The organism is Halobaculum saliterrae, assembly GCF_009831625.1.
In the GTDB taxonomy this organism is placed as follows: Archaea; Halobacteriota; Halobacteria; order Halobacteriales; family Haloferacaceae; genus Halobaculum; species Halobaculum saliterrae.
In genome coordinates this window covers 1-13,526 of the sequence record NZ_WUUS01000003.1, presented here as the reverse complement: position 1 = coordinate 13,526, position 13,526 = coordinate 1, and the positions used below count along the sequence as shown (strand labels likewise).

Annotated in this window: 7 protein-coding genes; 1 reads left to right on the top strand and 6 read right to left on the bottom strand. The window is 66.8% G+C overall.

Annotated features, from left to right (window positions below; translation table 11 throughout):
- Window positions 1-44: 44 nt before the first annotated feature.
- The 5 genes from GRX01_RS05010 to GRX01_RS04990 all read right to left on the bottom strand — a co-directional run bounded on the left by GRX01_RS05010 (window position 45) and on the right by GRX01_RS04990 (window position 9,259).
- Window positions 45-1,046, bottom strand: coding sequence for an AAA family ATPase (locus GRX01_RS05010; protein ID WP_159664100.1), 1,002 nt, complete (start codon window positions 1,044-1,046; stop codon window positions 45-47).
- Window positions 1,039-2,211 carry a DUF4350 domain-containing protein gene (locus GRX01_RS05005; protein ID WP_159664098.1) on the bottom strand — a complete coding sequence of 391 codons (1,173 nt, stop codon included), beginning with the start codon at window positions 2,209-2,211 and terminating at the stop codon, window positions 1,039-1,041. Before GRX01_RS05005 ends, GRX01_RS05010 begins: the two co-directional genes overlap by 8 nt.
- 1 nt (window position 2,212) lies before the next feature.
- Complete coding sequence (locus GRX01_RS05000; RefSeq protein WP_159664096.1) at window positions 2,213-2,488, bottom strand: hypothetical protein; 276 nt, start codon at window positions 2,486-2,488, stop codon at window positions 2,213-2,215.
- A gap of 116 nt (window positions 2,489-2,604) precedes the next feature.
- On the bottom strand, window positions 2,605-3,495 hold the full coding sequence (locus GRX01_RS04995) for a rhomboid family intramembrane serine protease (protein ID WP_159664094.1): 891 nt from the start codon (window positions 3,493-3,495) through the stop codon (window positions 2,605-2,607).
- Between the two features lie 181 nt (window positions 3,496-3,676).
- Window positions 3,677-9,259, bottom strand: coding sequence for a CARDB domain-containing protein (locus tag GRX01_RS04990; RefSeq protein ID WP_159664092.1), 5,583 nt, complete (start codon window positions 9,257-9,259; stop codon window positions 3,677-3,679).
- A gap of 1,684 nt (window positions 9,260-10,943) precedes the next feature.
- Between GRX01_RS04990 and GRX01_RS04985 the strand changes: the two genes are divergently transcribed.
- Window positions 10,944-11,102 carry a hypothetical protein gene (locus GRX01_RS04985; RefSeq protein WP_159664090.1) on the top strand — a complete coding sequence of 53 codons (159 nt, stop codon included), beginning with the start codon at window positions 10,944-10,946 and terminating at the stop codon, window positions 11,100-11,102.
- A 353-nt stretch (window positions 11,103-11,455) separates the two neighbouring features.
- Here GRX01_RS04985 and GRX01_RS04980 read toward each other — a convergent pair.
- Window positions 11,456-13,526: FtsX-like permease family protein (locus tag GRX01_RS04980; RefSeq protein WP_233740887.1), on the bottom strand; the 2,071-nt coding region annotated here is incomplete at its 5' end.

Sequence of the window (13,526 nt, the reverse complement as noted above, 5' to 3'; positions counted from 1 at the left end):
GTCGCTACCGGGGGTCCTCCGGATCGAGGCGACCGAGGATCAGTTCAGTCGTCGCCCGCGCCGGTCGCGCGGTCGGGTCCGGGCTCGCTCGCGTCGGCGGGGACCGCAACCCGGTCGAGGATGCGCTCGACGACCCGCTCTGTCGACTCCTCGCCCAGTTCCGCCTCCGTCGAGAGGACGAGCCGGTGGACGAGGATCGGCATCGCGAGCGACTTCACGTCGTCCGGGATGACGTACTCCCGGCCGTGGATGGCGGCCCGGGCCTTTCCGGCGTTCAGGAACGCCAGGGTCGCACGCGGAGAGGCGCCGTACTCGATGTCCTCGGACTCGCGGGTCGCCCGCACCACGTCAAGGATGTACTCCTTCACCGGCGGGGCGACGTGGACCTCGCCGACCGCCTCGCGGGCAGCCATCAGGTCCCGCTCGTCGATCACCCGCTCGGTCTGGCTCGGACCCAGTCCGGGGTCGGCGTCGAACCGGTCGAGGAGCTCCCGCTCGACCGGCCGGTCGGGCAGGTCGACGGTGAGCTTGAACTGGAAGCGGTCACGCTGTGCCTCCGGCAGCTCGAACACGCCCTCCATCTCGATCGGGTTCTGCGTCGCGATGACCGTGAACGGGTCCGGCAGCGCGAGCGTCTCGCCCTCGATGGTGACGGTCCGCTCCTGCATCGCCTCCAGCAGCGCGGACTGGGTCTTCGGCGTCGCGCGGTTGATCTCGTCGGCGACGACGACGTTCGCGAACACCGGTCCCTTGTTGAGTTCGAACTCCCCGACGTTCTCCCGGTAGATGTGCGAGCCGGTGATGTCCGCCGGGAGGATGTCCGGCGTCATCTGCACGCGGGTGAATTCCAGTCCGGTCGCCCGGGCGAACAGGTTCGCGATGGTCGTCTTCGCGACGCCGGGGACCCCCTCCAGCAGGACGTGCCCGCCCGTCAGCGCCGCGATGGTGATCCGCTCGAGCACCTCCTCGTTGCCGATCAGCACCCGTCCCGCCTCCTCGCGGAGCGCCTCGTACACCGCCGCGGGATCCCCCTCTGCCTTACTCATCCTCGGACGGTTCGTCCCGGGTTGGTAAAACGCCTGTCATCACTCGGCGGATCCGGCGGGGACTCCACTCGGGATGCCTCCGTGTGAGGTGTTCCGCGAGCGCCGCTCGATCGATCGACTCGTCCGAATCGCCCGGTTCGCCCGTCGGCGTCGGTCCCGGGCCGGTCGACTCGTCGATCCCGAGTGCCGACCGGAGCCGGGGCCACCGTCCCCACACACCGATGCCGATCAGCGCGAGGACGCCGACGCCGACGGTGAGCGGTGTCGAACGCCTAAGTGCAAGCGTCACGCCGACGAGCGGCGGCTGGTCGGCCGTGTGGGAGTAGTCCAGCAGCACCCGCTCGCGGTCCGCGAACAGGTTCGCCACGAACCGGCGGTTACCCGGTCGCTCAAGCATGGCGTTGATGAACGCGCTCGGGTCCGAGACGACGATCACCCGCCCGGCGCCCACCGACTCGGCGGTCGCGACCGGCCGGGTGCGTAGCGTCTCGTCGTCGTCGATATCCCCGTCCGCGTCGGCGTCGAGATACGAGAACTCCGAGGATCGGACGAGCACCGTCGCGTTCGTTCCATCGACTGCGGGTTGGTCGGCGGGTCGATCTGTCCCGCTCACGGTCGCGTTCGCCGTCGCGTTCCGCGGAACGACGACGCTCCCGTGATTCAGCGTGAGGCTGTCGACGCCGGCCGTCAGCGGGTGATCGGCGGTGTTCGGCGCGACCGGCAGCGCCGGGGAGCGGTAGTACTCCCGGTCGTCGCGCAGCGGTCGGCCGTCGACCCGGACCTCCGAGTCGACGGCCGCGAGCAGTCGGTTCCCGTGAGGGCCGTAGTCCTCCGCGACGACGAGCGTCCCGCCCGCGCGGACGAACCGTTCGACCGCCGACGCCTCGGCGTTCGTGTACGGCCGGTCCGGGGAGAGCACGACCGCGACGGTCCCGTTCGGCTCGACCGTTCGGTACATGGACGCGTTCGTCGCGACGGTCGCCTGGGCGACGCCCTCGTCCTCGGCGACGCCGCGGAGGTCGGAGGCGCCGTCCCACGCGGGGTTGTACGCGCCGAACGCCGCCGCGGAGGTCGCGCCGGCGAACAGGACCGCGACCGCCATCACGCCGGCCAGGCCGACCGCCAGCGCGTGCGGATATCCCCAGCCGTCGGGCCACACGCCCATCTCAGATCACTCCCGGGGGCAGGATCTCGATCACGCGCCGGATCACGACGTAGCCGAACACCAACAGCCCCAGGCCGATGAGCCAGCGGAGCCGCCCCCGCCACGTCGGGGTCACCGCGAACGGCGCCGTCAGCTCCGTGACCACGAGGAAGCCGATGAGCGTCGTCACGAACACCAGCTCGTAGCTCAGCGACTCCAGCAACACGAGCGCGAGGACGGCCGCGAGGCTCCACGCGAGCTGTGCCCGTACGAACCGAGCACGCCGTCGGGTGGCCATCGGCCAGTACCTGCGTCCGAGCGCATACCAACGTGTCGATCCGATCGAACCTTCCCCGTCGAGTCACGGTCGCCGCGGGTTCGGTCGACGACGCGATCCGACGACTGGAGCGACCGTCAGTCCGCCGAGGCCCGCTCCGGCTTCGAGTCGTGTCCGGCGGCGAATCCATCGTCGGACTCCCCGGTCGGGGCGTCCGAGACGGACTCCACGTCGTCGATCGCGGGGAGCACGTACGCCGCGATGAACGTCAGGCTGAACCCGAGGAAGTGTGCATAGAGGTTCAACACCGTCCCGTTGCCGGTTCCCACCCGCGGGAACGCCAGCACGGGGAACGCCAGCACGAGGATCCCCGCACCGACTCCCAGTTCCGTGTACCCCGGACGAGTGACCCACGGCCTCCAGAGGTCGTCCACGGACGCGAGCTCCCGGCCGAGTTCGACTGCGTAAGTGAGGACGACGACGCACCCGACGACGGCGCCGAGCCATGCGCCCTCCGCTCGCGGCATCATGACCGCGGCGATGAGCATCGCGTCGACGAAGAAGACGACCGCCGCCCACCACCGAGAGATCTCCGGGCGTAGGGCCGCGCGAACGTAGCCGAACAGCTCCAGCGAGAGGAGGCTGAACAAGCCCGACACGATGCCGGAGGCGCCGTAACCGACCCGCGGCCGAACGAGAACAACGTTCAGCGCCGACAACGCGAAGGGGAGTCCGACGAGCGTCGCGATCAGGACGACGCGAAACCGCATCTCCGATCCGCGGATCCGGGCGAGGAGGTACGCCGTCGGAGCGACCAACAGGTACCCGCCGAGGTTCGAGAGCAGGTGGCCCACCTCCAGATGAACGAAGTGGGCGGTGTATGCGGTGACCGGCGTGGGATCCATGTACGAGAAGGCGAGCGAGCGCCGGACCGGCAGCGGCAACGCGAACACGGCGAGCAGGGCCGTCGGTACGGCAGCCAACAGCAGGATATCGGCCGCCAGCCATGCGCGATCGCGATCGATCATCGACCGGACCGAGCCGGTGGTCCCATTAGAACCGATCGACCAAAATATCCCAACTGAAACCTACAGATACCCGATAGAGGAGTCAACGGTGCTGAATCATAGGGAGAGTATCAAGTAACGCGAAACGCAGAAATCGGCGGTTCGCCCCTATCGGCTCCCGACAGGGGCCGGGTTCGGATGCTTACTCCTGCATCCGAGTCCGGTAGATGGCGACCCCGGCGATGACGGCGATGACCAGCAACAGGCCGACGATCAGGCCCATCGGGAGCCCCGCGGGCTCGCCGACGCTCGTGGTCGTCGAGCTGGTTGTGGTGGCCGTCGTCGCGGTCTCCTGTGCCTCGACGGTCACCGACCCGGCGTCGGTCCCGCTGACCGCGACGTCGTAGGAGCCGGCCTCGTCGAAGGAGACGGTGAAGCTCACCGTCTCGGAGCCGCCCGCGTCGAGCGTCACGTCGCGCGTCTGGACGACCTCTCCGTCGACGGTGAGCTCCGCGGTGAACGTCCCACGGGAGTCGCCGTCGTTGGTGACCGTCGCCTCGACGGTCGTCTCCTCGCTCACGTCGAGGGTCGTCGCGTCGATGGCGGTCTCGGAGACGCTGAACTGCGGGCCCGTCGCCTGCTCCGAGCGGACGCCGATGGCGTACGCGGAGAAGCCTGGCGAGCGCGCCTCGTACGTCCCGTCGCCGAGGTACGTCGTGGGCAGCTGCGTCCAGCCGTCCTCGGTGTACCGCAGGAGCACGACGCGGTCGTTCGAGGTCCCCTCAGGCAGCTCCGAGTCGGGCAGACTGAACGTGTAGTTCACCTCGTCGAAGAGGAGCTCGTCACCGATCGGGTCGGCGCTGAAGTAGCTCAGCGCGCGAGCGTTGTCGGTCGCCTCGTCGACGGCCGGGGTTCCGCTCGGCGGGTTCGCCGACGGCCGGGTGACTTCGACCCGGAAGTCGTCGGCGCTCCTGCCGAGCTCGCCGGTGATGCCGGTCAGGCCGACGCCGTTGTCGGTCGCGGAGTCCCCGAGGTCGGCGGTGAACTGCTGGCCGATACGCCCCTGTCCGACGTTGACCGTCGCGCCGGAGCCGGTCCTGACGACGTCGGTCTCGATGCCGGCGTCGCCGCCGCCACCTTGGCCACCGCCGCCACCGCCACCGCCACCTTGGCCACCGCCGCCACCGCCACCGCCACCGCCGCCACCGCCGCCGGCGGAGCTGACGGTGACCGCTCCGACGCGGACGCCGTCGGCGGTGATGTTGTAGGTACCGGGCGAACCGAACGAGGTCGTGACGCTGACCGTCCTCGTCCCGCCGGACCCGACCGACACCGACCGCGTCGCGATGCTGTCCCCGTTCGCACGGAACCGCACGGACTTGGATCCGGAGAACCCGCCGGTGTTGCGAACGTCGACGGTTATCGTGACGTTCTCACCGGTCTGAACGCTCGTCGCGCTCAGGCTCGGGTTCCGGAGGTTGAACGACGGTCCGGTGCGGACCTCGACGCTCGGGAAGGAGACGCCGTTCAGCGTCGCAGTGTAGGTCCCGCTCGTGCTGAACGAGCGACTGAAGCTGACGGTCGTGGACTCCCCGGGGTTCAGCGACACCGACTGGCTGGTCCCGAACGCGGTCCCCGAGAGGACCGGCCGGAACGTCCCCGAGTCGCTGACGGTGCCGGTGTTGGTCACCGTCGCGGTGAAGGTGACGCTCTGACCCGTCCGGACCGTCTTGGAGCTCCTCTTCAGATCCGACAGCGAGAGCCGGGACGGGTCGGCGATGGCGACCGTCGAGAGCGTCTCGCGGAGGTTGCTCGCGTTGTCGCGGACCGAGACGCCGACGGTGTGGCTCGACCCGTTCGCGAGGCCGCTCACCCGGAACACCGTCGCCGTGTCGTTCGAGGACACCACGGTGGCGGCGCTCGAACTCGCGAGGGTCGTGCCGTCGAAGGTGACCGACAGCGAGCTCGTGTCGACGCCGGATGCGTCGTCGCTGTATGCGACGGTCACGTTGAACGCGCTCGAACCGGACGGCAGCGTCGTCGTCGAGCCGTTCGTGAACGTCCGCCCGAGGGCACTGACAGTCACGGTCGGCTTCTGGGTGTCCGGCGCGATGGTGAAGTTGACCTGCTCGGTCGTCGTGTTGCCCGCGTCGTCCGTCGCCGTCACGGTGACGGTGTGGCTCGTCCCGGGCGACAGTCCGGTCGCGTCGTAGGTGATGTCGCTCAGGTCGGTCGTGTCCGCCGAACCGGTCACGTCGATGCCGTCGAAGGTGACGGTGACGTTGCCCTGCGAGACGCCGAGGCCGGCGTCGCTCACGTTGACGCCGACCGTGACGTCCCGGGTCGTGTTGGACAGCTCCTCACCCTCGGAGAGGGTGGTGAACTCGACCGTCGGCGGCGACGTGTCGCCGCGCACCGAGAAGTTCACCATGTCGCTGGCGGTGTTGGTCGCGTTGTCGGCCACCGTGACCGTCACGTTGTGGTCCGAGGGCGTGGTGAGCCCGGTCGCGTTCACCGTCAGCGTGCCCGCGGCGACGTCGATGTCCGTCGAGGACGTCACGTCGGTGCCGTCGAGCAGGACGGTGATCGCGCTCTCGTTGATCCCGGTGCCCGAGTCGGCGAAGTCGGCCTCGATGGTGACCTCCTCGGTGCCGGGCGCGAAGGTCTCCCCCTCGCTCGGGGAGGTCACGTCGACCGTCGGCTCAGTGTCCTCGACGCTGAAGGTCACCGTGTCGCTTCCGGCGTTGTTCGCCTCGTCGGTCCCGCTCACGACGAGCGTGTGGTCGCCGGCGGTCAGCCCGCTGGCGGTGTACTCGACGGTGACGTTCCCGTTCGAGGTGGAGATCGACACCTCGTCGGTGACGTCCTCGCTGTCGAGTGTGACCGTCACGTTGCTCGCGTTGACGCCGGTCCCCGTGTCGTTCAGGGTCGCGACCACGTCCGTGCTCGTCGTGGACGTGAGCGTCGTCGAGTTCGTCGGCTGGCTGATCTCCACCGTCGGAGCAGTGTCGTCGGTGCTCGAGACGGTGAACTTCGAGAGGTGCGACCGGTTCGCGATGTAGTAGGTCCGCGTTTCTCCGTTGATCGTCCGCTCGTCCAAGGTCGTTGCCAGCCGCTCGTTGGGCCCGCCGGACTCGTTGATGAACGTGATGTTCGTCTGTCCGGCGTTGGCCGGGACGTTCACCGCGTCCGCCGGGATACCGAGCTCGACGTTACTGATGTCGTCGTTCGTGAGGTTGAGTCCGATCTCGGCGTTGAGCAGGCCTCCGCTGACGAGCTGCCGGCCGAGGTCGGCCGAGGTGTCGTCCCCGGAGGTCAGCGCGACGAATCCTTGATCGACCGACTCGTTCGTCGTGATGTTGAGGTACATCCCGCTGTTCGGGTTGTAGACGATCACGCTGTCGCCGGCGGCGAAGTCCTGCGTTTGGACCTGCGCGCTTCCCCGACTGGTGTCGCCGTTTCCGGCGCGGTCGCTCCCGGCGACGCGCAGCTGGTACGTGCCGTCGGTGGTGCTGGCGTCGATGTCCGTGACGTTGATCGTCCCGCTGAACGTCGTGTTGTCGCCGTCGCCCGACAGGGAGACGTTCGCGCTGTTGCCGCTCTTGGTGACGGTCGCGTTCGGCGCGCCGACGAGCGGCTCGGAGCTGGAGACGTTCACGAACAGCTCCAGCGGGTCGTTCGGGTTGACCGACAGCGACGCCTCGATGCTCGGGTCGGTCGTGTCGAGGACGACCGTCGCGTCGCCGGTCGTGGCGTTCTGCAGTCCGTTCTCGCCGACGACCGACGCGGTCGCCGAGTAGTTCCCGTCAGGGAGCCGCTGGAGCGGCACCGACGCGGAGTACTCCCCGCTGCCGGACGCCGTCTCGGTCGCGGGGATGCGGAACCGGAACCGACTCCCGGCGCGCTGTGCGCCGACGGCCGCGGTTCTGAGGTTGGTCTCAGAAGCCGCGCTCACGGTGATCGACCCGTTCGTCCTGATGACCGTTCCGGGCGCGTCGGACACGGTCTCTCCGTCGGCGGTGATGTTCGCGATATCCACCGGCGGCGCCGTGTTGTCCACCTCGACGGTGAGGTTCTCGGTCGCGGTGTTTCCGAACGCGTCCGTGCTCGTCACCCGGATGGTGTACGTCCCGTCGGCGGCCGCCGACCCGTTGTCGGTCGCCGCCCACGTCTGCCGGATCGTGCCGCGGGTGATGGCCGCGACGCTGCTGACGTCGTTGCTGAAGACGACGTTCCCGTCGTCATCGAGCACCTCGACGGTGGTGGTGCCGGGGTTCCGGTCGTTGGCCTGAATGCCGAGGCGTGCGGGCGCCGCCGTGCTAACGACGCCGGAGCCGCTGCGCCTCAGGTTCACCTCCGGTTCCGCGGCGTCACGCTGGAAGGTGAACGTCCGCGTCGTGGCGTGGCCGGCGTTGTCCACGACGACGACCGTCGCGGTGTTCTGGCCCGAGCGGAGCGCGGAGGTGCTCTCGCCGAACGTCACGGTCAACCGACTCTCGTTGTCGACGTTCGCGTTCGCGAGGCTGACCTGTTCCCTGTTGATATACAGCTGCGTCGCGGAGGCGTTCACCCCCGTCTCGTTGGCGCCGAACCGTGCGTCGCTGAACCGCACGTCGAACGTCACCGACGAGTCGACCGTCCCGGTCGGGGAGACGCTGTCGACGCTCGGCGCGGACACCAGGTCGAAGGTGAACGTCCGCGTCGCGGTGTTGTCCACGCTCGCGTTGTCGGTGGCGTTCACCGTGACGGCGATCGGCCCCTCGTCGAGACCCGACGTGTCGATCGTGAACCGCCCGTCGCCGTCGAGGGTCGGATGCCTGTGAACCGTCTGTCCCGTCACCCGGTTACGGACGGTGTAGTTCACCGCCGAGACGTTCGTGTCGTCGGTGACTGCGAAGGTCAGGTCGTTCCCGTACGCGACTCGACCCTGTCCGGGTGCGGTGTGGGAGATCCCCGGCGGCGTCGTGTCGAGCGCGGAGACGTTCACCGTGAAGCTCCCGACGGCCGAGCCGTCGCGCGTGATGTTGAGCACCCGTTGGCCGGGCGTCGAGTACGCCTTCGTGAAGACGGTCGACCGGTTCGAGAACTGATCGACCTGAACCGTCCGGCTCTCGACCACCGAACCGTCCTCGGTGAAGTTCAGGGTGACGAGCCCCGTGCCGCCGGTGTTGTTGAGGTTCACCTGCACGGTCGCCGCGCCGCCCACGTTGAGGTTCTCCGGCGTCAGTAGCCGGACATCCGTGACGGAGATGTTCGGGGGCGGAGCGTTGACGGTCACCGTCTTCGGGTCGAGGTCGTTGACCGCGATCTCCTTCTCGCCCGTGGTGTCGAAGCTCGTGGTGAAGGTGACCGTCTCCGTCGACTCGGATGCGACGGTGACCTCCCGTTCCTCGATATTGGACCCGTTGACCTGCAGCCTCACCGTGATAGTCTCTTCATCCGGAGTAGGATTCTGGACGGTCGCATCGACGGTGACGTCCTCACGGAGTGTAGTCTCCGTCGGTGAGACCGTGAAGTCGGTGACGGATATCTCATCGTAGACGTCGAACGTGTCCGTGTCGCTGACGAAGGTGGTCGTCGGACTGGTCTTGGACGCCGTGATGTTCACGGTACCCACCTCGTCAAGAGTCACGACTGCTGTCCCATCTTCTCCAGTCTCGACCGTCCGAGTGCCGCTCGGTTCTTCGATTGTGAGCGTCGCGCTCGTGAGCCCGGGCTCGTCCTCCCGAGCGACGGTGAGTTCGACCGCTCCACCCTTCGGGACATCGCTGCGGTTCGAACCCATCGACAACTCGACCGTATTCTTGACTACCGTCACCGTCTTCGGGTCGAGGTCGTTGACTGCGACTGTTTGCTCGCCTATGGATCCGAAGCTCGTAGTGAAGGAGACCGTCTCTGTCGACTCAGCTCCCACGGTAACTGTCTTTCCGTCTCCCTCATCTTCCCCGTTGACTCGCAGCTGCACCGTGGTGGTGTCGTTTGAGGCTCCCGGGTTTTCGACCGTCGCGGTGACAGTCACGTCCTCATCGACTTCCGCTTTGGTCGGATCGACGGTGAAATCGGTGACGGTTGCATCGCCCGGCTGCAGGACGTCGATCGAAACCGAGTCTTCGAAGAAGATCGTACTATCGCCTTGTTTCGATGCTGTGACATTCACACTACCCGGATCGTCGAAGGTGACCACAGCGGTCCCGTTGCTGTCGGTCTCAACCGTCCGCGTTCCGCTGGGGCCGTCGATAGTGAGTGCCGCGCTCGTTCCGTTTCCGGTGTCCCCGCGCGTGACGTTGAACTGCACGGACTCACCGGCGAGCGGGTCAGTCCGGTTGGCGGTTACATTCAGTGGGACACCTTGGCTAAGAGAGACTTCCCCGCGCTCTGCAACGGTGGTTGTCCCGTTTTTAGCACTCCCAAGGTAGAGATACACGTATTCGCCTTCTGGCCATGAGGAGAGCGTACCGACGTTGAGTGTCGTGTCCGGGTTTCCGACAACACTCGTCACAGATGCGTTGATTGTGGTATCACGAACCGCGGTTACATTGTCCTCTCCGACCGCGACTTTTGCTAAAGATGCCAAGTCCGTAGTACCGGTGAACTTGGCTTCACCGGGGGCAACACCGAGAACTTCTGCTCCGGGTTCTACTCTGGTGACCCCTTCAGTATCGTTTATAGTTGTAGCGAGAGAAGAGATCTGATTGTCTTTGATCGTTATTTGTTCAATCTGAGCGGGGTCGATCTCGGCACTGAATTTCTCCTCATCAATGAGAAGGACAGTATGGCTCACCTGGCCTTCACTGAATGTACTTGAACTATCGATCTCGAACGAAACGTTCTCGCCGGTCGCCGAACCAGTCTGGGATACCGAAACCGCCTCGTCATCCTCTTTAACTGGGAAAAAGTCGAAACCGACGGCAGTCACATTACTTTCGATAGACAAACTACCAAGACTATCTTTAGGTCCGGTTATACCGGGTTCACTAGAGTTCTCGACCGCGACTGCAACCAATATATATCGTCCCGACCGCTGAGGGGCGAAGCTAACGGAACCACTCTCTAATTCCGGCTGGATTTCTTCACCTACTATACGAGCAGAAGTATTTGCTTCCCCAGTTAGTAGTGGCTCAATGGAATCCGGAGAGGTCGGTGCTGAGGCGTTTTCTCCCAGATGAATTGCGACATACTGTACTCTTTGACCAGAGATGTCAACAGCACCCGCAACAGGTTCCAAACTGGCGCTGACTGTTTCTCCTTTGTTGAAGAACGCGATTCTAGTCTTCGTATAAGATTGTTCAACTCCATTGGGCCCCAGATTGGGTAACTGGAACTTGACTTGAGGAATCCTGAGGAACGTCTCGGCAGTAGACTCATCAGTATCTAGCGATAGTGGAGATCCTAACCAAATCGAGAGGTTCTCACTCAAATTTTGTACATTGTCTGTTGAAGAGTTCACATCAGTCGTAATCGGTGTTCCAGTGTCAATCGATCTGGAAGATGCGTCATTTGGCGTTGCCGAGTTCTCCGCCATCGCCGCCGACACCGGCGCGACGACGGGAGATAAGACAGTCATTAACGTGATCGTTACGACCAGCGTAAGGCGAAGCCCTCTGGAGATACTCATCATCGGCAAATAACACTCTCATATCTTAAAAATTCGGGAACGCTGATAATTCCAGATATCATATATGAACGGCCGAGTATATAAATAAAATTTGCGAGTGAATTCGGGACGGATTAATAACGGCCAAACGACCGGCATTTCGTACACCGACGATATGCTCCGATTCGGGGCCGTTCATATGGGTGCCCGATCCGGACGGGCAACGGAGTAGCCCAAGGGTACCGAGCGGACTTCAGGGATCGATCGACACCGTTCGCGACCCGGCGTTCGCGTTCGTATCCGAATTCGATCATGTCTTCACTCAGTCTCGGTAGGTGTCCCTTCGGCACCGACACGTCGAGACGAGGCTGGGAGCGGCGACGACGATCAGTCGCCGTCGCGCAGCAGCGCCGCGGGCGGCGCCAGCAGGAAGGGGACGGAGGCGACCGCGGCGCTCGCCACCGCCAGCCCGACGCTGCCGACGAGCGCGACGGCGACGGCCGGACTGAGCAGGGCCAGTTCGATACGCACGCCGAAGGCGACGAGCAGGTCGAGTTCCTCGGCGATGACGGCCGCGACCGTAGCGAGCGCGAAGGCGGCGGCGACGGCGGGGACGGCCAACCGGAGGGCGTCGCCGGCGACGATGGCGAGGACCCGGCGTCGGCTCATCCCCGTGGCCCGATAGATCCCGACGGTCCGCCCGCGCGACTGGACGGCCCGGGCGAACGCGGCGACCGTGCCGCTCACGGTCGCGACGCCCGCGAGGAGGACCATCCCCGCGAACAGCACCTGCACGTTCCCGAAGACGCGGGTGATCACGGTTCCGATACCGGTTCCGGAGGCGTACGCGGCCGAGCCCGGGGGGAGCCCGCCGGCGACGGCGCCGCCGCCGCCGACCACCTCGTAGCGCTCGGTCGCGACGAGTTCGCCGTCCGAGAGCAGCCGGAACGTGTACGTCCCGGGGTCGACCTCGCCGTCGAAGCCGGCGGCCTCCGGCTCGACGCGGACGCGGGAGGTGTTCCCCGGCTCCAGCCGGACCGTTCGCTCCTCGACGCCCGTCGGCATCACGAGCGTCAGGTTCCGCTCCAGCGTCGCCCCCCAGGGGTTCGCGACGACGACGGAGACGTTCGGCCGGGTGACGGGCGTGCCGCTCTCGGGTTCGATCTGGATACGCGCGCTCAGTTCGCGCGTCGCGTTCGGGGTCACCTCGACGGTCGTTCGAAACTCGCCGTGGCCGGGGGCGGACACGACGACCGGGTAGGTCCCGGGCTCCGACGGCATCGGGACGGTGGCGACCCCCTCGGCGTTCGTCGGCGCGACGAACTCGCCGAAGCGGACCTGTCCCTCGGACAGTCGGGTCCCGTTCGTCGTGACGACGGGGACCAGCAGCGTCGAGTCCGGCGGCGCCCGCCGGGGGAACTCCGCGGGCAGGGTGAGCGCTCCCGGTCGCGTGACCCTGACTGACCGCTCGAACGGCCCGACGACGATCGGATACGTCCCCGGATCGGTCCACGTTACGTTCACATCGACGGTCGTCGCCTCGCCGCCGTCGAGATCGACCGATCGGCTGACGTTCCGCCCGTCGGTCTCGACGGTGACCGTGCGAGAACCGGCCTCGTCCCCGAAGTTCCTGACCGTCAAGGACACCGGCGCCGGCTCTCCGGCGGCGGCGTCGTCGGGGGTTTCGACCTCCGTGACGACCAGTCGAGCGCCGCCGTCGCCCGCGAGGGCATCCTCGGCCGACGCCTCCGTTCGAATGAGGTGGACCTGATCGCGCCCGCCCGTCGCGGAGTCGCCGACGGTCGCGAGCGGGACGACGAGCTGGTCGTCGACGAGGCCCTCCGCCTCGTACCGACCGACGATCCGCACGCGGTCGACCGCCGGGGAGACGCTCCCCCCGATGGTGATCGAGTCACCCACGTCGACGCCGAGCGTCCGTGCGAGTCCGTCGCCGACGACGGCCTCGCCGGGGTCATCCGGCGGGCGCCCCTCGACGAGGTCGGCGCCGCTCACGTCCGCGAAGGCGGTGTAGTTGGCGCCGCGAACGAGGTACGGTTGCCCGTTGGACGCCTGCGCGGCGATGATCTCCGGGCTCGCGGCGATACCCTGCGCCCGGAGTACACGGGCGTGAGCCGCGTCGATCCGGCTGTTCAACGGGTGCGCGGCCCCCGACTCGGTGATCGTCCCCGTTCCCGTGCCGGCCAGCGGGGCGAGCGTCCCGACGAGTCCGCCGACGACGAGCACGATGAGCACGAACACCGACAGCGTCGCGGCCGTCGGAACCGCCGCTCGGACGCCCAGCAGACGCGGGCGAAGCGCCTCGGACACTCGATCGACGATCGACGGCCCGCCCGCGCCGTCCGCCATGGCCCCGCCCGACTCGCCGGGACTCCGCCGCGGTCGCGCGGAGCGGGCGCCGCCGACGGCCGCGGGCGCTACGCGGACGGACGGGACCGCG